The 19,364-nt window shown below is 51.1% G+C and carries 22 protein-coding genes; 15 read left to right on the top strand and 7 right to left on the bottom strand.

What is annotated here, in order from left to right:
• The first annotated feature begins 9 nt into the window (after positions 1 to 9).
• The 5 genes from QI197_04045 to QI197_04065 are packed head-to-tail and all read left to right on the top strand — an operon-like array spanning position 10 to position 5,198.
• Positions 10 to 2,481, top strand: a complete 2,472-nt coding sequence (locus tag QI197_04045; protein ID MDK2372529.1) for a hypothetical protein — start codon at positions 10 to 12, stop codon at positions 2,479 to 2,481.
• Positions 2,471 to 3,532: a hypothetical protein gene (locus tag QI197_04050; GenBank protein ID MDK2372530.1), complete on the top strand. Its 1,062-nt coding sequence runs from the start codon at positions 2,471 to 2,473 to the stop codon at positions 3,530 to 3,532. The genes QI197_04045 and QI197_04050 overlap by 11 nt, the downstream gene beginning before the upstream one ends.
• 54 nt (positions 3,533 to 3,586) lie before the next feature.
• Complete coding sequence (locus QI197_04055; GenBank protein MDK2372531.1) at positions 3,587 to 3,919, top strand: NifB/NifX family molybdenum-iron cluster-binding protein; 333 nt, start codon at positions 3,587 to 3,589, stop codon at positions 3,917 to 3,919.
• 1 nt (position 3,920) lies between these two features.
• A complete protein-coding gene (locus QI197_04060) occupies positions 3,921 to 4,682 on the top strand; it encodes a tRNA(His) guanylyltransferase Thg1 family protein (protein ID MDK2372532.1) in 762 nt (253 codons plus the stop codon).
• Positions 4,683 to 4,685: 3 nt separating this feature from the next.
• Positions 4,686 to 5,198: a metallophosphoesterase gene (locus QI197_04065; protein MDK2372533.1), complete on the top strand. Its 513-nt coding sequence runs from the start codon at positions 4,686 to 4,688 to the stop codon at positions 5,196 to 5,198.
• A gap of 2 nt (positions 5,199 to 5,200) precedes the next feature.
• Here QI197_04065 and QI197_04070 read toward each other — a convergent pair whose 3' ends face one another.
• From QI197_04070 to tmk, 4 genes are read right to left on the bottom strand one after another with little or no spacing between them, the layout of a single operon-like run.
• Positions 5,201 to 6,370: a pyridoxal phosphate-dependent aminotransferase gene (locus QI197_04070; GenBank protein MDK2372534.1), complete on the bottom strand. Its 1,170-nt coding sequence runs from the start codon at positions 6,368 to 6,370 to the stop codon at positions 5,201 to 5,203.
• 59 nt (positions 6,371 to 6,429) lie between these two features.
• Positions 6,430 to 7,428: a lysylphosphatidylglycerol synthase transmembrane domain-containing protein gene (locus QI197_04075; protein ID MDK2372535.1), complete on the bottom strand. Its 999-nt coding sequence runs from the start codon at positions 7,426 to 7,428 to the stop codon at positions 6,430 to 6,432.
• Between the two features lie 51 nt (positions 7,429 to 7,479).
• Positions 7,480 to 8,403, bottom strand: coding sequence for a carbohydrate kinase family protein (locus QI197_04080; GenBank protein ID MDK2372536.1), 924 nt, complete (start codon positions 8,401 to 8,403; stop codon positions 7,480 to 7,482).
• Positions 8,403 to 8,987 (bottom strand): dTMP kinase, encoded by a 585-nt coding sequence (tmk, locus tag QI197_04085; GenBank protein MDK2372537.1) that lies wholly within the window; start codon positions 8,985 to 8,987, stop codon positions 8,403 to 8,405. The genes QI197_04080 and tmk overlap by 1 nt, the downstream gene beginning before the upstream one ends.
• Before the next feature lie 52 nt (positions 8,988 to 9,039).
• Here tmk and prs point away from each other — a divergent pair, with 52 nt between their 5' ends.
• The 3 genes from prs to radA all read left to right on the top strand — a co-directional run bounded on the left by prs (position 9,040) and on the right by radA (position 11,497).
• A complete protein-coding gene (prs, locus tag QI197_04090) occupies positions 9,040 to 9,936 on the top strand; it encodes a ribose-phosphate diphosphokinase (protein MDK2372538.1) in 897 nt (298 codons plus the stop codon).
• A 1-nt stretch (position 9,937) separates the two neighbouring features.
• Positions 9,938 to 10,420 (top strand): hypothetical protein, encoded by a 483-nt coding sequence (locus QI197_04095; protein MDK2372539.1) that lies wholly within the window; start codon positions 9,938 to 9,940, stop codon positions 10,418 to 10,420.
• Between the two features lie 63 nt (positions 10,421 to 10,483).
• The gene (gene radA / locus QI197_04100) at positions 10,484 to 11,497 is read left to right on the top strand and encodes a DNA repair and recombination protein RadA (GenBank protein MDK2372540.1); all 1,014 of its coding nucleotides are present in this window, start codon (positions 10,484 to 10,486) and stop codon (positions 11,495 to 11,497) included.
• Here radA and QI197_04105 read toward each other — a convergent pair.
• Positions 11,494 to 12,186, bottom strand: coding sequence for a DapH/DapD/GlmU-related protein (locus QI197_04105; GenBank protein MDK2372541.1), 693 nt, complete (start codon positions 12,184 to 12,186; stop codon positions 11,494 to 11,496). The two genes, radA and QI197_04105, sit on opposite strands and share 4 nt — an antisense overlap.
• 18 nt (positions 12,187 to 12,204) lie before the next feature.
• On the opposite strand from QI197_04105, the gene QI197_04110 reads away from it, so the two are divergent.
• Positions 12,205 to 12,435: a hypothetical protein gene (locus QI197_04110; GenBank protein MDK2372542.1), complete on the top strand. Its 231-nt coding sequence runs from the start codon at positions 12,205 to 12,207 to the stop codon at positions 12,433 to 12,435.
• Positions 12,432 to 13,415: a TIGR00269 family protein gene (locus QI197_04115; protein MDK2372543.1), complete on the top strand. Its 984-nt coding sequence runs from the start codon at positions 12,432 to 12,434 to the stop codon at positions 13,413 to 13,415. Before QI197_04110 ends, QI197_04115 begins: the two co-directional genes overlap by 4 nt.
• Here the strand turns inward: QI197_04115 and apgM are convergent.
• Positions 13,412 to 14,710, bottom strand: a complete 1,299-nt coding sequence (apgM, locus tag QI197_04120) for a 2,3-bisphosphoglycerate-independent phosphoglycerate mutase (GenBank protein MDK2372544.1) — start codon at positions 14,708 to 14,710, stop codon at positions 13,412 to 13,414. The two genes, QI197_04115 and apgM, sit on opposite strands and share 4 nt — an antisense overlap.
• 62 nt (positions 14,711 to 14,772) lie before the next feature.
• On the opposite strand from apgM, the gene QI197_04125 reads away from it, so the two are divergent.
• Genes QI197_04125 through QI197_04140 form a run of 4 tightly spaced genes read left to right on the top strand, consistent with a single transcriptional unit; the run spans position 14,773 to position 17,170 of the window.
• On the top strand, positions 14,773 to 15,540 hold the full coding sequence (locus QI197_04125; protein ID MDK2372545.1) for a PAC2 family protein: 768 nt from the start codon (positions 14,773 to 14,775) through the stop codon (positions 15,538 to 15,540).
• Entirely contained in the window at positions 15,515 to 15,892 is a 378-nt protein-coding gene (locus QI197_04130) for a PadR family transcriptional regulator (GenBank protein MDK2372546.1), read from the top strand. The genes QI197_04125 and QI197_04130 overlap by 26 nt, the downstream gene beginning before the upstream one ends.
• Positions 15,889 to 16,923 carry a DUF354 domain-containing protein gene (locus QI197_04135; GenBank protein MDK2372547.1) on the top strand — a complete coding sequence of 345 codons (1,035 nt, stop codon included), beginning with the start codon at positions 15,889 to 15,891 and terminating at the stop codon, positions 16,921 to 16,923. The genes QI197_04130 and QI197_04135 overlap by 4 nt, the downstream gene beginning before the upstream one ends.
• Positions 16,916 to 17,170: a hypothetical protein gene (locus QI197_04140; GenBank protein ID MDK2372548.1), complete on the top strand. Its 255-nt coding sequence runs from the start codon at positions 16,916 to 16,918 to the stop codon at positions 17,168 to 17,170. Before QI197_04135 ends, QI197_04140 begins: the two co-directional genes overlap by 8 nt.
• On the opposite strand, the gene QI197_04145 is transcribed toward QI197_04140, so the two are convergent.
• Positions 17,138 to 18,481 carry an FAD-dependent oxidoreductase gene (locus QI197_04145; protein MDK2372549.1) on the bottom strand — a complete coding sequence of 448 codons (1,344 nt, stop codon included), beginning with the start codon at positions 18,479 to 18,481 and terminating at the stop codon, positions 17,138 to 17,140. The two genes, QI197_04140 and QI197_04145, sit on opposite strands and share 33 nt — an antisense overlap.
• 63 nt (positions 18,482 to 18,544) lie before the next feature.
• Between QI197_04145 and QI197_04150 the strand changes: the two genes are divergently transcribed.
• Entirely contained in the window at positions 18,545 to 19,306 is a 762-nt protein-coding gene (locus QI197_04150) for a PAC2 family protein (GenBank protein MDK2372550.1), read from the top strand.
• Positions 19,307 to 19,364 lie beyond the last annotated feature (58 nt).

Raw genomic sequence — 19,364 nt, forward strand, 5'->3', positions numbered from 1 at the left:
GCCTGAAAAATGTGGAATAGGAAGACTCTATCGCTAATGGCAGCGCTGTTATTGCTGTCGATAAGCTTCCCCAATGTGCACGCTCAGCCATCAACTGCTCAACCACCAGATAGCGTGAGATATAGCGGTACGGTTTTAGTCAGAGGTAGAGAGGCACCCTCATCTTTCCACCTAATAGAGGCTGTGAACTACGTTGTAGATGTGATGGCGAAAATAGGTGACATGGGATACTATCCTCTTGAGGAGGGAAACACCACCTACAACGCAGTTCTAGTTAACGGTACCAATGTCACATTCGTGCTCAAGGACCTATCGCTCGTCTCCCATCCCGCCAATGGAGCCGACAACTTGACTGGGTACGCTCTCGTAGGACCCTTCCTCGTGAAGGCGTCTTCAGACAAGATCCTTCAAATATCGATCCTTTCGAAAAGAAGGCCCACAGTGGAACTCTTGGAGGCCAAAGTCGATGGTGAAGCCGTTGCCATGATACAGGGTAATGAATCTAGGGGTTCTTGGGTCTCCTCCTTAGATGGATGGATTTTCGAGGTTAACTGGACGAACGAAGGTGACCTCTCCGAGGTACTTATATGCAAAAATAACACGATCCTCTCCTTTAACGGTCTCATCAATCCCCTTGCAAGCGAAGTGGAGTTAGAAGGTCCCGTTGACCCCTATACGTATACTAAGTTTGCCATTCAAGATGGGGAGGTCTCCTTACTGGCTTATGGACCTCCAGTAAATCTGACTGTAACAAGCAGGTTACCTATCCGCGAATTCCTTGGGATATACGCCCTCAGCGACGGGAAGTATTTGGTGAGAATTGATCGGACAGGGCCCTCCACGTACACGATATTGTCTCCGGATCGATGCGATACGTGTATCGTTGATGGGCTGACTTTCGTGTCCGATCCGAGCTTCAGTCTGGACATAGGGCTGGATGCGCCTAGTGAGGGCATTGGTGGTACTTCCATCGAGGTATCCGTGGATCCGGGAGATGCATCCAACCTCACACTGCTCCTTCCAGGCGGGAGATCTGTATTCCTAAGAAATGAAGGTTTCAAATACCTTCTCAAGGTGAGCCTTCCCCTTCCCAAGACAGAGATAGTCGTTCCGATTTATCTAACTGGCTTTTCCAGTGATGGAATCTACGGTATCGAGCGTGAGATGAAGGTCCTCAGGGCTTATGACATTAGGCTGCTGAACGGTTCTCGCATCTTCCTAGTCGGAGGGAGGGGGGATCTCCACATCTTGGCTTTGAATATAGGGCCCACACCGCTCTCCCTGATCGAGGCTAGACTCAATTTAACCACGAGAAGGGGAGAAGTGCTATCCCTCAAGTTCCCGCTCTCGATACAGCTTCAAGGTAACGGATCACAGAGGATCCTACTGCCCTTGAGCTTACCGGTTGGAGATTATAAGGGCAAGTTGGAGATATACGTTGAGGATTCAAGTGGAGAGATCCATACTATCTCTCTGGGTGATATTTCGGTGGTATCCACCAGTGAGAACCCATTGAATGCACTAATTGCGATATCTCCCGATCTCCCCAGTGTAGGAGACCGTGTGGAGATCAAGGTGACATTCACTACTATGGTCCCCCTCTCCAAGATTTTGATAGCCGTTAACTCGTCTGATGAGCTGGAACCAGTAACTGATACCTCCAAGTTAGTGAAGGACCTACCGGAAGGATCTACCAAGGAGTTGACCTTCACCTTTAGGGCAGCGAGCGTTGGTCCGGCCGTCGTGAAGGTAGTGATCTACTACTCTATAGAAGGCGAAGCTTCCGAGCGAATCTATACCAAGGAGATAAAGATACCGATAGGCGGGGTATCTGGGAGAGCCCTTGTGGAGATCAATAAGAGGCAAGTGAACGTCGGGGAGCAGATAAGACTGAAGATCAGAATAGAGGATCTGTCTGGTAATGTAACGGTCGAATTCCCAGCTAAGATGTCCATTCTAGAGGCTAAGGGCAGAATCAGGGGAAACTCCGTGGAGTTCGTCGCACCAGGTGAGATCGAAGTGGTAGGGTCATTCTCCGAGGGGGGCGTTTATACGATCCCGACATATATCTCGGTGAATGGCAGCCTCCTCATCCCCTCAAACACGGTGACCGTCAAGGTGGTGGGGGAGAGTGGTCAAGAGTCATTGGAGATGTCACTCAGATCTAGGCTTGCCGATCTTAGAAGGAGATTTAAGACGCTTAAAGAGGCTTCGGGGGGGTTGGACCCCCAAGTAAAGGAGAAAATGAGTGAGATAGAGGGCATGCTTGAGGAGGCTAAGAGGTTGATAAATCAGGCCTCCTACGGAAAGGCCAGCGAGATCCTCAATAGAGCGGAAGCTGAGATCTCCTCCCTAGAGGAGTATACCTACTCGTCTCTTGACGAGTTAATGAACAGTCTCATCTATTTCCTCATAGGTGTTGGGATAACGTCTGCCGTACTGCTTGCGATCCGCCTAAGGAGGCCTGAGCATGGAACTTGATGAATGGGCCACTAATGCCCTAAGGCTACTGGAATCGGGACTCGCGGGCGTAAGTAAGGCAGGCATAGTATTTCCTCCTACACCGGATGGGATCTCCTCATCGGTGATCATGGAGGAAGTACTGTCCCAACGTGGAATAGAGCCGGAGCTTATTACGTCAACGCCCGAAAGCGCAATAGATGTAATAGAGAGTTGTTCGGGGAGATGCGACTCTCTAATGTTCTTGGATCTCCCTCCCCACGGCAGGGGTCCCATCCAAGTATCGAGTGAGTTGTATAGGAGCGTAATCATACTGGATCACGGTTCAACTCCTTTATTGAGCTATAAGAATACTGTCAGGGTGAGCTTGGATTCTCCTGGAATTTCTACAAGTCTCCTAGCATACCTGATAGCCGTAGAGGCTGATGAGAATAATGATCTCCTATCGTGGGTGGCTTCTGGCGGATTCTTTGGGAAGTGTACCTCGGAAGTATGTGAAGGTGTGCTCGAAAAGGCGCGCCTCTCCTGGCCTGAGCTGCTGGATGAGAATTCGATAAGGACCGTTCAGGAGGCGCTGGTAGCGGCGTCCTTCCTAGGCGAGGATTGGGTCTACCTAGCAGCTTCAGCCCTAGGAGAATCGTTCGATGATCCGGATTGGTTCCTGAGCGGAACCTCAGCCACGGCTAGTCTGATCAGGTCCAAGATCGCCGATGTGAATAGGGAGATTGATTCCCTCCTCGACGAACCCGCATTTGAATCGAGGAGCCTCGCTGGATGGGAGGTTCAGGAATCCTATCAGAGATTCGTGGTTTCGCTTGTGGCTCATGAAAGGGGGTTCCCTTTCGCTGTATCTTATTTCTACGATCCTCCATTGGGACTGATCTATGTAGCGGGCGATCCCCAAGTGGATCTCTTCCCTCTAACTAGGGAGGCGATGGGGGAGATGGAGGGATCCGTGTTCGGGGGTAGAGGATTTTCCTCCCTGATAGTGGACTCCGATCGTATGGGTGAGTTCATAGAATCACTAGCCAGAATCCTACAAAGGAATCAACCGAATCCTCCGGCGGCATGATTATATCTTGTGTCTCCTCATTCAAACATAGTCCATCCGGGAGGATGAGATAATTTGCCGATCCGAGTCGCTGTCGCAACAGATGATGGGAAAACCCTAAAGGAAGGGCCCTTTCACGAGGCCAAGTTCTTCGCCATATACGATGTCCTAGGGAGAAGTCCCACCGAGGTGGAGATGAGAGTTAATACTAGAAAGGGAAGTAAAAGGGGACCTACCTCCGTTCTAGAGATACTGAGGGATTGCGAGGTATTAATAGCTAAGGAGTTCGATGCTGAGTTGAGGGAGATAGTGGAGGCTAGGGGGATCATAACCCTCGAAACAGACAGAGAAGACGTTGAATCAGCCGTGCTCGAGATAGCCGAGAGGATATCAAGGCTGAGCGGGTAGCATGCTTGATTGGAAGTCCAGGGAGATATTTTCTCGTTTATCCATTCCTGTTGATATACCCATAATCGTGAGAGTGGATGGATGGAGATTCAGGAAGTTAGCCGAGGAGCTGGAGCTCGAGAGGCCCTACGACGAGAGATTATTGAGATCCTTGATCAATGCATCTAAGGAGTTAATGGAGCGCAACCTCCCAGTTGCCCTCGCCTACCTATTTTCCGATGAAATATCCATCCTATTTGCACCCCCTCTACCGTGGAACGGTAGAGTGGAGAAGATCGTTTCGATAGTATCCTCTTTCATCTCAGCGCAAACCTCCCTGGCCCTAGGATATGCAGCCAGTTTCGACGGGAGGATTATCCTCATCAGAGACGAGGATGAACTGGTGAGTTACCTGTCTTGGAGGCAGGATGAGGCGTGGAGAAACGCGCTGAACTCCTACGCGCTCCTGTCCCTTGAGAATGAAGGGCTCTCGAGGGAGAAGGCTGCTGAAGAACTGCATGGAAAGAAATCGGAGTACCTCCACGAGCTCATCTTCAAGAAACTCGGAGTCAATATTGCTAAGGTACCTGCTTGGCAGAGAAGGGGCGTTCTCGTCAGGAAGGCCGTCAGGATTAGAGACACGGAACACGGTCCGGTGGAGAGGAGAGAGATAATCGTCGACTGGGAACTTCCTCTATTCTCATCCCCGGAGGGTCTCGAATACATTAGGAGGGTATTGGAGACCGTGCCAGTTTTTAGGAGGGGCGGGTTGCTTCAGGGTTAGGTGATGTGCTTGCTTGTGGGGATAATATCCGACTCTCACGATGACCTAGAGTCTATAGAGAGGGCTGTGGAGATCTTTCAGAGAATGGGTGTTGACGAGATAATACATCTAGGTGACTTGATTTCCCCTTTCTCATTAAAGCCCATAATAAACTCGGGAATACCCTTCCGCCTCCTCAGAGGGAACAACGACGCTGAGGCGCTCACCACCATCTCGGCTCTGGAGAATGAGGGAGCATATTATCCAGGGCCTGTAGAGGTACTCCTCAGCGAGAAAAAGGCCCTGTTGTTCCACGGATTTGGCCCAAAGGAATTAACTAGGTTATCAGCCATCCAGCTGGCCAAGAGTGGGAAGTTCGACTTCGTGCTTTACGGACACACTCACGAGGTCCACGTGGAGGAGGTGGGGGGCGCGCTGGTGATAAATCCAGGTGAGTCATGTGGAAAGCTTACGGGAAGGAGAACAGTCGCGATCTTAGAAACAGGAGAAAAGAGTGTGGAGGTTTTAGATCTATAGGGTTACAGGGAACTCACAAACTCCCTTATCCTCTTCATCCCCTCAACTATATCCTCCATGGGGCCAGCGAATGATATCCTAAGGAAGCCCTCCCCCGATTCTCCAAAGGCAGTTCCAGGTAGTAACGCAACTCCTGCCTCGTTCAGCAACCTATCAGCTAGTTCTTCCGAGGATAATCCGGTTCCTTTTATGTTGGGGAATGCGTAGAACGTCCCTGCAGGTTTTATCATCGAGAAACCTTTGATCTTCTGTATCTCCTCGTAGATGATATCCCTCTTCTTCTCGTAGTCCTTAACCATCCTCTCTACCTCATCCTGCGGACCCCTTATAGCCTCAACAGCCGCCACTTGGGCGAAATGGACGGGACAGGAGGCCGCATTTAGTTGAATCTGGGCTATCTTCTGGGCTATATCCTCCTTCGCCACGGCGTAGCCGAGCCTGTACCCTGTCATTGCCCAAGTCTTGCTGAAACCGCTCACTAGCACAGTTACCTCTTCGGCACCAGCTATGGACAGAACGCTCTCGTGTTTCCTCCCATCGAATATTATATCCTCATATATCTCGTCGGATATTATCAGTATATCCTTCTTGAGAGCTAGACTCACGATCTCCTCCAGATCCTCCCTTCTGTAAATGCCCCCTGTGGGGTTACTGGGGGTGTTTATCACTATGGCCTTGGTCTTATCAGTTACCTTCTCCAAGATGTCGTTAACATCAGGCGAGAACTTTCTCTCCTCTTTGAGTACCACCGGCTTGACTACGCCGCCAACAAACCTAGTTACACTCTCGTATGAGGGGTATGCTGGCATGGGAATTATTACCTCATCACCCGGATCTACGAAGGCCATCAGGGCGGCGAATATGGACATCTTGGCACCGACGGTCACGACCACATTCTCAGGTTCGACCTTCACGCCCCTGCTGTTCGAGACCCTCTCTGCAATCGCCTCTCTAAGCTCATATATCCCAGATGCAGGTGTGTACTTTGTCTTTCCCTCATCAATCGCCTTCTTAGTAGCCTCCAGCACGTGTTTAGGTGGCTGATAACCGGGCTCCCCTATTTCCAAGTGAATTACACTCTTCCCCTGTCTCTCAAGCTCTCTAGCCTTGGCCAAGACTATGAATGCTCCCTCTACTCCTAACGAGTTCATCCTCTCTGCAAACTCAGGCATGACACTGCACCCGAACAGTGAGGAGGAGCTTTACTGAAAAACTTTCAAAATGGGGAGATTTACTTGGACATCCCCTGAAGGACAAGAAGGTAGGCTATGAAGCCGAAAACAAGCTCGTTAAGGAACACGGTTATAGTGGAGGAAACTAGCGTTATTGCGAGGGCATCACCCTTACTGAATCCCATTGCAGATAAAAGGCCCGTCATCACCCATTCTCTCACTCCGGTGTTCCCAGGGATTCCTATGGGAATAAGGACCATAATGATGGACACTGAGTATATTAGGATTCCCATGAGGGGATCTATCCAGTAGCCGAGGGCGTAGAAGTAGATGAAAATCGGTAGCATGTCGAAGAACCAGTTGAGGAACGCGCAGAGTAGGGAGAGACCTAGTGCTCTCCTGTTCCTCATGAGCTCCCTGAACGCCCTAGAATATTCACTCACCATCTCCTTTATCTTCCCGAGATCCCTTCGAAACTTCCGTTCAAAGAAGGATATCAATCTGAGCAGGCTGCTTTCGTCCATGCTAACTCTGTAAATGAGATAGAAGGTCACTATCAGGAGACCCATCGCCAAGAATATGGTGGTGAGAGTGCTATGTCCCACGCCGGACGATCCCACTAAGTAGGAGAAACCAAGGACTATGCTGACCACGAATGGTATTATCATGACGACCCTGTGGGCTACAATAGTGGACACAGCATGCCCCATAGGAACCTTAGATTTTCTATTGATCAGATAGGCTCTGGCTACTTCTCCTGTGGCTGAACCAGCTGGTATTAGCAGATTTATGAACAGGCTGGTCCACCCTATTAGGAAGACATCCATGAAACTAGCTCTCCTATCTAATAGGATGTACCAGCCCAAGTTGTAGAACAGGACCCCCACATGTATCGAGAAGAAGGAGAGAACTACGGGAACTATTCCTATAGTACGAAGGCTGCTCACCGCCTCACTTAGATCGAAGGTGGCGAGTAGGGGTATCATGAGAGCTATACCTAGTACTAGCAGGAGCAGGCTCTTCCTGCCTATTTTCGGGGTCCTTCCTGCCTCTTCCATCGGACTTCCCTCGCGAAGATATTTAAAAAGGATTTACAAAATTCTATTGTGTTAGCACTCATTATCACCCTTACCGTACGAGATGAACTCCATGGCCGCTATCTCGTCCCATACGGGCAGTCCATAGGACGTTCCGGGCCTCGAAATGGTCAGGGCTGCCGCGGAGTTGGCTAATCTTATGGATTTCACTGGGGAGAAGCCCTTGGCCCTTGAGGTTAGGTAAGCAGCCGCGAACACGTCCCCCGCTCCGGTCGTATCAACCACGTTTACGGGGACGGCTTTCACATGACATAGGGTTCCCTCAACCCAAGCAAGTGACCCCTTAGGACCCATCTTTATGAGAACTTCTTCTGGCCCTTCTCTTCCTATCTTTCGAGCAGCTAGCTCTGGATCTCTCTCCCCAGATAGGACTGCTGCCTCCTTCTCGTTAAGAAAGATCTTTCCCACCCCATCTAGTAGCTTCCAGCAATCATCCCTGTTTTTAGAGAGTATCCTAATCCCGGGATCCCAAGATACTCCCTTCCTCACCTCCAAGACCGCTCTTGCTATGGGTACCCTGACGCTGGCCATGTGCACTTCATCTACCGATCGGATCAGCTCACTTCTCTCTGCTATATCTACTGGAGAAAGCTCCTCATTAGCACCAGGGCTCTCTATCATCCTTCTACTCTCCCCTAAAACGTTGATTATGACTACAAGTCCCGTTCTCCTGCCCTCTGTTATTTTGATGTGGGACGTATCAACCCCTCCCTCCTCCATAGTCCTTAGATAAATCTTCCCTAGGGAGTCATCACCCAGAGAGGCGATGACGAATACCTCAACTCCCAGCCTAGCGGCGGCCAGAGCGAAGTTGGAGGCCGATCCCCCCGCGCTCATCGTGGCTGCCAAGGCGTCTATGGCCTCGTCCTGATCGGGTATTCTCTCTATAAACGTGGTTACGTCGATGTTCGCATTCCCAATGGCCAAGAATTTCATCAAACCACCTCAAGCTTCTTCAAGATGATATTAAGAACTGTTTGGAAGACCTCCTCCTCTCCCCTACTTGCATCCACCACTACGGTCCTACTGGACCACTCCTCCTCCCTTATCAGACTGAGGTAATTGGCCCTAATCGACCTCAATTTGTGCAGAGTGTGGAATAGCTGCCTCTCTTTAACGCGTTCCAAGGCTAATGCAGGATCCAAGTCCAAGTAGATCACTAAATCAGGCAGCAGAGCCCACTTATTTATCTCCCGAACCCACTCCATCGGGAGATCGCACCCCTGATATGCTAGTGATGATAGGAGGTACCTGTCGCTTATGATCGTATAGCCTCCCTCCAGAAGACCTTCCAACTGAATCACGTGCTGCATTCTATCAGCGGCGAAGAGTAGAGCCAGCGTTCTGTGGTCGACCTCCATCCTCCCCTCTAGTACTTCACGTATGATCCTACCTATTGGACCGTCGGTCGGCTCCGTCGTCCAGTAAGACCTTATACCCCTTCTCTCCAACTCTTCACTGATCCTAGTACTTATGGTCGTTTTACCAGATCCGTCTATACCCTCAAAGGCTATGAGCATCTTCTGGATCCACTTCGACTACCTTTTTAATCTCGCACTGCGCCCTCAGCATATGCTACTGGTGGGCCCCAATGACGATTTCAACATTAGGCTCGCTAAGAATCTCGGTGTGGAATTAGTGGCTTTAGATAGGAGGGTATTCCCAGATGGGGAGGTGTGCCCAAGGGTATTGGGGGACACCCGGGATGAAGACGTCGTCCTCTCCATGAGAATGGAGGCAGGTAGTGGATCTCCCAACAGATACTTGATGGAGGTTCTCTTCACGCTAAGGAATCTTAAGGAACATATGGGTGCTAAGTCCATAACTCTCGTTATGCCGTATTTCCCTTACGCCCGGCAGGATGCTATATTCAGGGCGGGAGAGCCCTTGAGCTCTAAGTACTTGGGGGAGCTACTTGAGGCGGCTGGGGCCGATGCTGTAATCAGCGTTACGGTGCATCTCCACAGGATTGGAGGATTCTCCGAGCTTTTCGAGGGAGCGAAGGCTGTGAACGTGAGCGGCTTTGAAGCGCTCGCTGACAAGGTTAGGGAGTTGCCCCTTGGAGACCCATTCATCTTGGGGCCTGATACCGAGAGCATACACTGGGCCAAGGAGTTGGCTCACTACTACGGGACTGAGGAGTTCGATGCATTCAAGAAGGAAAGGGATGTCGCTACTGGTGAGATAAAGACGCATGTTAAGGAGATAGATCTCTCAGGTAGGGATGTGATAGTTGTTGATGATATGGTATCCACTGGAGGGACGATGGCGAACGCCGTGAAAGAGGTAAAGAGAATGGGCGCTAGAATTGTTGTATCGGCTTTTGTACATCCGGTCCTCGCGCCTAAGGCGGTGGATAGAATACTAGGAGCCGGAGCAGATATCATCATAGCCACGGACACGATAAAGTGGTCAGGCTCCAAGGCGTCTGTGGTGGAGTCGATTGCCGAAGCCGTTCGGGGTGTGTGAGATGAGATTACGTCTAGGAATGGCGGTATCCGCCCTTCTTACGCTGATCTTGTCGCTGGGGATCGCCTATCTTTCGATACAAGTCCTTAAAAGCGATCCTCTGCCCTCCTCGTTGGGAATTATCACCTCAGTGTCGCTGATCTTGGTCTCCGCACTTGTGTTCAGGGGAGATGAACGAGCCATACTCCTATTATCGATGTTCTACATCGTGTTGGGAGTTTTGGGGTTGTTTCTCATTCCGGCGCTTCCTTCGGAAGGTATGCTTACCTTCATATTTTCTATCGCCCTCGGCTCATATCTGCTGAAGCACAGAAGCGATCCGTTCAGGCCTGAGGAGTCCATCAAAGCCGAGGGTAAGTTACCCCCTGAGGAGCCCTTGGAGGGTGAAGGAGGTGGCGAGAAAGTAGAGATCTCGGGAAGTGAACCTTCGTTGGGGAACTACCTGATCGCAGAAACAACAAGCGAGGGTTTCTCAGATATGTGATAGTTAAATATCCCCTCACATCCCCCAACTATGGGAAGGTGATTAGGGATACCGAGGAAGAAGGTGGTCAAGGAGGAACCTAAGGAGGGAGCGCCTGATGAGATTGATGAAACTTATTATGAAGAGGTGGGTGCGGGAGAGGAGTTCGATCTAACCGATCTAGAGGGGGTCGGCCCCGCCACTGCTAAGAGGCTCATGGAAGCTGGTTACACCACGTTGGAGTCCATAGCTATGTCTACCCCAGCTGAGCTGGCTGTTTACGCGGGGATAGGAGAAGGTGTAGCCCAGAAGATAATACAGGCCGCGAGATCTAAGTTGAATATCGATGTCATGTCCGCTTACGATTACTATCAGCAGAGGAAGGTGGTTCAGAGGATAACAACTGGTTCCAAGGCATTGGATGAACTATTAGGAGGGGGTGTTGAGACCCAGTCGATCACGGAGATATACGGTCCCTACGGATCTGGAAAAACGCAGTTTGCTCATCAGATGGCGGTAACGGTTCAGCTTCCGGAGGATAAGGGTGGTCTGGGAAGAGCAGCCCTCTTCATCGATACGGAGGGAACATTCAGGCCAGAGAGGATAATACAGATAGCTGAGAGGTTCGGATTGGATCCGGAAAAGGCCCTGAAGAACATACTGTACGCGAGGGCGTTCACTAGTGATCACCAGATGATAGTAACGGAGAGGGCAGAGCCCTACATAAAGGAGAGGAATATAGGGCTGATAATCGTGGACTCCCTGATAAGCCACTTCAGAGGAGAATACGTGGGCAGGGAAACCCTCGCCGAGAGGCAGCAGAAGCTCAACAAGTACCTCCACAAGCTGCTCAAGCTGGCTCTGGGATACAATCTAGCGGTCATAGTCACAAATCAGGTGGTGGCCGATCCCGGTGCCTTCTTCGGAGATCCTAACAGGCCTGCAGGTGGTCACGTATTGGGCCATGGCGTAACGGCTAGGCTCTACATAAAGAGGGGGAAGAAGGACCGCAGGGTGGTCAAGCTAGTCAAGAGCCCCTACCTTCCGGAGGGAACTGTTGAGGTCGTCATAACTGAAGGAGGTATAGAGGATGTCTAACCTTCTTCATACTCCCTTTTCTTCCTCTCATATTCCCCCCTGTCCATGACTACTCTGGCTGGAACTCCGATAACGACCTTCCTTGGGGGTACATCCCTCGTGACGACGGCTCCTGAAGCCACAACAGCACCCTCGCCTATTCTGACTCCTGATATCAACACCGCATTGGCGCCAATAACGGCATCATCCTCTATAGTTACTCCGAGCAGCCTCTTGCTCGCCGGATACTTATCATTGGTTATGACGACGAATGGAGCCAAGAACACGCGATCCCCTATCCTGCTCTCCGGCGGTATGTAGGTGCCGCTTTGTATGCTGACTTTCTTCCCAATGACCACTCTCCCGTCTACAACTGCATGGGTTCCCACGACGGTCCCATCCCCTATGATCGTGTCTTCCCTTATGAGGACGGCGTGCCCCGTTTGAACTCTATTCCCCATCTTCACCCTCTCGTATACGACTGAGTGACTTCTCAGAAAGCAGTTCTCTCCGATAACGGCTCCCTCGCTCAGATCATCGTAAGATGCCAAGTCCTTCTCGCCTAAGGACCTGATCTTGCGGTAGGTGGGGTACCCAATAACGGAATACATCCCCAAAACTGTGCCTGGGCCGATGGATGAAGGACCAATTACTGTCACATCTCCCTCCAGAGATACACCTTTCAGGTTCGCCTTTTTAGAGAGGAACATCGTTGACACCGGGGATATATGAAGGAGACCATTAAAGTGTTCCTGGCCGGTAGAGAAGTGGAACTGCCTTGGAATACTATGGTGGATGATCTTTACGGGATACTTGGTGCGAGCAAGTGGAGCACCCTCCTCTTGGTGAATGGAGAGCCTAGAGCTGATGATTCCTACTTGGAGGAAGGAGATGTGATCACGTGGTTAAGGATAACTTACCATGAGAGCCCTAGGGAGAGCTCGGGGGAGGATAGTTGAGGAAGTGCGACCTTTGCGGCTTCAATGAGGCCGTGTACACGGATCACAGTAAGGGGGTATCGGTATGCGCCGACTGTCTTATGAAGTCCGTGAGGAGGAGAGCTTGGCAGGTCTTGAAGGGAGAGCTAATAGCAGGGGACAAGGTGATGATAGCTCACTCGGGGGGAAAGGACAGTTCCCTTGCTCTTCTCCTCACAAAGGAGTTCGCTGACACTCACCCGGACATGAAGCTTAGCCTACTCTCTGTTACTGTAGATGAAGGGACCTTCTACAGGAAGGCCTCCGTGAAGCTCGCTGAGAGACTGGCTAACGAGCTCGGGGTGAGACATAGGACGTATACAATGGAGGAGATTCATGGTCTATCCATAGAAGAGCTGGATTTCAGACTTCCTGCCAACTGGAAGAGAAGTCCATGTACCTACTGTGGAGTCCTCAGGAGACAAGCTTTGAACGCGATTGCTAGGGAGATAGGGGCGACTGTCGTTGTGACAGGGCATAACCTCGATGATCTGGTCCAGACGGCAGTGATGAACCTGTCGAGGGGGGACATCAACGCCCTAGTGAAGACCCTCAGGCATGAGAGGAAGATGGAGGAGGGGCTTGTACCTAGAGTCAGACCGCTGAAGATGGTCTATGAGAGGGAAGTCGCTACTCTAGTTGTGGCCAAAAAGATCCCCTCCCATCTAGGGAAGTGTCCCTTCACCCAAGGGATGAGGATAGGTGTGAGGAGGGAGATAGATTACTTGGAGGACCACATCCCCGGTACTAAGGTTAAGGCACTTCATACCTTCTCTCTGATCTCCCACGGGTTATCGCCAGATGTACAGCTCAGGAGATGCCGCGTGTGCGGTGAACCAACCACGACGGAGATGTGTAAGGCCTGCCAGTTCAAGAGAGAGTTGTCTACTTTCCTTCACCGGGACCTAGTTCGGCCGCTCAATCTGGAAAAGGTAAGAAAGGATAGAGATCTGTGGGACTAAATCCTGAAAGGAACCAGTTCCTCCCTCCTTGGTATGTACCATTTCCTCTTAGGTAATGGTCTCAGGCCGTACTCCAGAGACCTATCCGAGTAGTTCAGAATCAGCTTCATTAGGTCTCCTCCGAGGAACCAACCCGCTCCTCCTAGTGATGCGTCCAGTTCGTGGAAGTTGGAAGCGTCATCTCTAGGCAGACCCCTTCCGAAGAAGAGGATTGGAACGGGATCTCCGCTGTGCTTGCCCAGCAGGCAGGGAGTAGCGTGGTCTCCCGTGATCACCACTAGTAGATCTTCAGGGGGGTCTATGATCTGCTCCAAGGCCTCGTCTATCCTTTCCAAGACCTCGACCTTTAACTTGGGGTCTTTCCTGTGAGATGCAACGTCTGTGCCCTTCATGTGCACATACACGAAGTCGAACTCTTCCAAGAGATCCAGCGCTTCCCTGATCTTTCCATGGAAATTGGAATCAGGTAGTCCTGTGGCTCCCTCTGGATGATGTACCTCGAAACCCAAGGCCCTAGCTATTCCCTTGTACATGGGACCGGCGGCTACTGCTGCCGGGTTAAATCCCCATCTCTCACCGAATCTCTCCAGATTAACCGATTTCGAGGCTCCTCTTGGCAATATGAAGTTTGCTGATGGTTTGCCCTCCCTAACCCTCCTCTTGTTGACTTCATGCCCTTTAAGGATCTCGTAAGATCTTATGAGGAATTCCTTTAGAGCTCTGGCTGTTTTAATCGCTTCCTCTTCAATGGGTAGGGGTTCTAAAACAGGGTATCCCTCCTCATGTGGATCAACATCGGTTACTTGACTACTAAGGCCCTCCCCCCTCAGGATGAGGAAGCCCCTATGCTCCAAGGTATGCACGAACTCGGCCTCTACTTCACCCCCTAAGAGGCTCATTCTGGATATCTCGGAGGCTAAGATCTCAGCATCCTCACCAGATATCCTCCCAGCCCTCCTATCTTCCACTATTAGTTCACCGCTCCTCTCGGAGACTGTGGCAAAGTTGGCCCTGAAAGCGACGCCTCCTCTCGGCGTTATACTCTCTCCCAAGGCTTCAAATATCCCTCTTCCTGGGTACTCCTCGTCTAAGCTGTAGCCGAACAAGGAGAGGTGCCCGGTGTCACTCCCTGGGGGGATTCCCGGAGCTATAGGATACTGCATACCCAACAGACCCTTAGATGCCATGAGATCCATGTTCGGTATTTCTGCAGCCTGGAGGGGCGTCAAGTGCTTTAATGAAGGATGAGGCCTATCACCCAAACCATCCAAGATGATGAGCATTACCTTTCTCATACGATTTTTGAACTGCCCCTTATTTAATACGTCACCCCTCCCTTAGGGGAAGGGTAAGGGAAATGGGATGGATGAAAGTTAAAGATATCTCTGAGCCTTTGAAGGCCGATGTGGCCGTGCTTGGGTTCCCTGGCATGGCCAATGTCGGTGAGCAAGTGATAACTTACCTGATAAAGAATTTAGATCCGGTTCCAGTAGCCAAGATCTACTCGGAGTACCTCATGTTTCCCAACAACATGGTGGGCATTTCAGTGCTCGAGGGGGGGAGGTTCACACTCCCGTCAATATCCGTGTTTCAAGCTAAAGATCCATCAATAGCCTTAGTGACCAGCGATGTCCAGCCGGTTCCATGGGGGGGAATGGAAGTTGCGAGCAAGGTCTTGGAGATCCTCGATAGGATGGGGGTCACTAAGACTGTGGTGGTGACGGGTTTCGTGGATGAGAACTATGCTGGTAAGGTTCTGGCTTTCGGCGACGATGAGGAACTACTGGGTAGATTTTTAAGTGCTGGTGCCCTTAAGGAAAGCTTGATCAAGTCTGTTATAGGTCTAGCTGGTTCGATGTTGGGTATGGCCAAAATAAGGGGATTAAACAGTGTGGTACTGAGTGGAGTGGCTCCTGATTATTCACCGGATCCCAAGGCAGCGAAAGGAGTGCTTGAGGTCTTGGACAAGACCTTCTCGTTGGGCTTGGACTTTGAGATGATAGACAAGCAGATAGAGGAGATAGAAAGGATAAAGAGTGAGTTGATAAAGGAAATAGAACGCAGGATCAGGGAGGAACTAGGAGGACACGGTGAGATGGATGAGTCCGCGGAGTACGTCGGGTAGGCTCCCCGCACCCCTTCAGAGGTTGAAAGACAAGCTAACGAAGGAGAATCTCTGGTTATACGTGCTATCCATTCTCAGGGAGAGACCGGCATATCCTTACGAGATATCGGATCTAATAGAGGAGAGGTTCGGATGGAGACCGGCTAGAGTAACTGCGTACATAGTGATGAGGTCCCTCAAATCCAAGGGATATGTGAAGATGTCAAAGAGGAAGGGCGAAGAGACAGGCAAGATGAGAAACTACTACGAGATAACCGAGTCAGGGCGGAAGCTTCTTGATGAGGGTCTCTCGTTCCTTGAAATAACACTGGAGTCTTTGAAGAGAGAGTCAGGGAAGGAAGGTGCTGGATGAAGGTATGGCTCGACGTCATAACTCCCAAACAGGCCAGATTGATGTCGGCTATAGCTTCTTTCCTGAATTCAGACTACCTAATAACTGTAAAGGGATTGGAGGAGTCAGTATCCCTGCTGAAAAAGCTGGGGAGCAGGCATAAGGTCGTGGGGAAGTATGCCATCGGGGGGCTCAAGGATAAGCTCCTATCATACGCTGAGAGAGTCGAACTACTGCTAGATACCGCCTTTGACTTTGATCCGGACGTTTTGATATCTTTCTCCTCACCTGAGGCTGTTAGAGTGGCTTTCGGCCTCTCTATCAAGGCCGTCACCATGAATGACACACCCCATTCGTATCATGTCGCTAGGCTGACCTTTCCCTTATCTTGGAGAGTCGTTTATCCAGAAGCCATCCCGGAGAATGAGATGCTTAGATTAGGGGCTTCTAAGGACTCCTTGATCTCTTATGCTGGCGTGGATGAGGTCGCTTGGGTAAGAGATTACGCTCTATCGACCCTGCCTGAGAGCAGGGAGTTCAAGGTATTTATAAGGCCCGAGGAGAGTGGCGCCTCCTATTTGCTTGGGAGGGGTAGGTCTATAGCGCTGGAACTCGTAAAGGCTGTACTAGAGATGGGAGCGGAGGTTATAGTCAAACCGAGGTACGAGAGTCAAGTCGAGGAACTTACTAAAATGAGGGCCTTCAGGGAGGGAAGGCTCTTAGTTTTAAGGGGTGCTGTTGACACTCTGGACCTCTTCAGCAAGATTTCCCTAGTGATAACTGGTGGGGGAACCATGGCACGGGAGGCAGCTCTCTTGGGGACTCCCTCCATATCTGTATTTCCGCTTGATGTGAGATTGTATGTCAACGAGTATCTGAGGGAGAGAGGTTTTCCTATCTGGAGATCTAGGAAGTTAGAGGAAGCCGAGCGTCTCGTGACGAACATACTTAGGGATCCTGATTCCTTCATCGTGGACACGAGAGATATGTTGCTTGCCCTTGAGGATCCCAGGAATGTAATCGCTTCCATCTTGGGTGAGATTAATGACTAATAAGATTGCCTATCTCCCTAGATGTTACTCCCTCCCCGATGGAGTTCCGATAGAGACCGATAAGGGATGGGAAGAGGTCGTTAAAACCATTCTAAGCGTCGACTCCGTGGTGATCGATGGCGGTTGCTCGGATCCAGATACCTCTCTAATCGCTTTCTTAGCTAGATTGCTAGATAAGGAAGTTTACTGGGTGGGCCAGAGGCCCGGAGGGCTGCTAGCCAAGCTGGTCACTGGTAGATTCCAATAGCCGGTACTTCCTGCTCATCCCCTCCGCAGCCACTGCAACTGGATCTAAAAGGTCACATACCTCTGGCTGATAAGCGAACTCCATCAGCCTCATGTCCTGCACATAGAAGCCCGCGTAAATGGCGGCTGTCAGGAAGACTACCCTCTCCCTCACCCCCCTCCTCCCGAAGACCTGAGCGCCCAACAGTTTTCCCTTGGGATCGGTCACCAGCCACACCACGAATCTGTCCCTCTCCGGCATGTATCTCGGGAGGTCGGATCCAGCAAATCTGAATGCTCTATATTCTATCCCGAGTTTTTCCGCCTTACTAGCCGATATACCGACCCCACCGAACCAGTAGATACCCACAGAGACCAAATACGGGGAAAGAGCCCCTTTGTATCTGACTTTAAGGCCTGCTGCGTTCTCAGCCGCTATTCTACCTTGAACAAGAGCCGTTGATGCCAGACCGGTTGCCGTCGGCTGACCCGTTACGAAATCCCTCACCTCAGCGACGTCGCCTGCTGCGAGGACATGAGGGTCGGATGTGAAGAGATAATCGTCCACCTTGACGGCACCCGTGTCGCCTATCTTCAACCCTGATGCAGCGGCTAAATCTGAATTAGGCTTGGCTCCTATGACGACCACGGCCGTTTCGGCCTCTATCTTCCCGGTAGGTGTTACAACGGATCGGAGTCTGCCGCCCGATCCCTCCAGCTTAGTCATGGGCGTCTTCAGCTTTACCTTGACTCCCATGTCGGTGAGCGCCTTGGCTACGGATGAGGCTATTGGGGGATCTATCTTCCCGGGCATGAGCTGTCCCATGGCCTCTATTAGCGTTACATCTCGGCCAGTTCTAGCTAGCTCTGCCGCGACCTCTATTCCCGTGGCACTACCACCAACCACGACCACCCTGTTTCCCAAGACTCTGCTGAGCCTCTCGACAGATTCGACGTCCCACACGGTTCCGACCCCTTCTAGGTCAATGCCCTCGACCTTGGGGAATATGGGCTTGAGCCCGGTAGCTATTATCAGCCGATCGTAAGGTATCTCATCTGTCTCACCATCCCTCTCGAAGATAAGGGTTTTATCCTCCAAGTTAATGTGTTTCGCCTCTGATCTGAGCAGCACGTTAATCCTTCCCTTTGGTGCCGTCTCTATGACCGCTTCCAGAGGTAGTCTGCCTCCCAAGACCATAGGTAAGGCGCATGGATGAATGGAGACGTGTTTTCCCTTTTCTATCACGTAAACTTCCGAATCCGGATCTACCTTCTTCAAAACGGCTGCAGCTGTCTGCCCGGCTGTGCCATGCCCCACGACTACATATTGCATCGGTATCCCAGAGGTAGGCCTATTGTTTAATATTGAGTTAAGGGCTCCCTAATGGGGAGCTCGGTGGGATACGTTGAACTAGTAAGACTAGAGGAAGTAGCGCCGAGGGATCCTATCCTGATACAGGGGGTCCCAGGGCTCGGTCTAGTGGGGAAGATAGCTGCCAGCTATCTCATTAGAAAGTCCGAAGCCAAGAAGATAGCGGTCATCTACAGCGATTACCTGCCACTGCCGGATGGATCCTCCGGTGTGAGGGTTGAGGGGGATGAGATACAACCACCTACCTACGAGATCTACCTAGTTGAGGGACCTGAGAATGACGTTTTGGTGCTCACCTCCGAGGTTCAGCCAATCGCCTTCGGCCAATATAAGATAGGGGAACTCGTGCTGGACTTCGCTCAGGAGTTGGGGGTTACCACGGTCATTACCATGGGTGGGTACGTTCCAGGATCGCCCGATGTGACGGGGGTCTTCGCCTGCACTAACGACGAGGACTTCATGAAGGTCTTGGAGTCTATTGGTGTCAAGCCCCTAACCGGCGGTTATGTGACTGGAGCAGCTGGTCTCCTAGTTGGGCTCGCTGATCTCAGGGGGTTAACGAGCGCCTGTCTCCTCGGAACTACCAGCGGCGCCTTTCCCGATCCCAAGGCGTCTAAGATGGTATTGGAGGTAATCGATGCTCTGTATGGCCTGAATATGGACTTAGAGGAGTTGGAGAGGGAAGCGGAGATGGCGGAAGAGGTAATCAAGGAAGAAATAAAGCTCAGTGAAGGAGCCGAGTATAAACCGGAGGAGGAAGAGAAGGGTCTCCCTTACCACGGTTAGCGTCCACATCCATAACGCCCCATCTGCATGCTAACTTAAAAGACGAAACATCTCACTA

The organism is Thermoproteota archaeon (assembly GCA_030130125.1).
Lineage (GTDB): Archaea > Korarchaeota > Korarchaeia > Korarchaeales > Korarchaeaceae > Korarchaeum.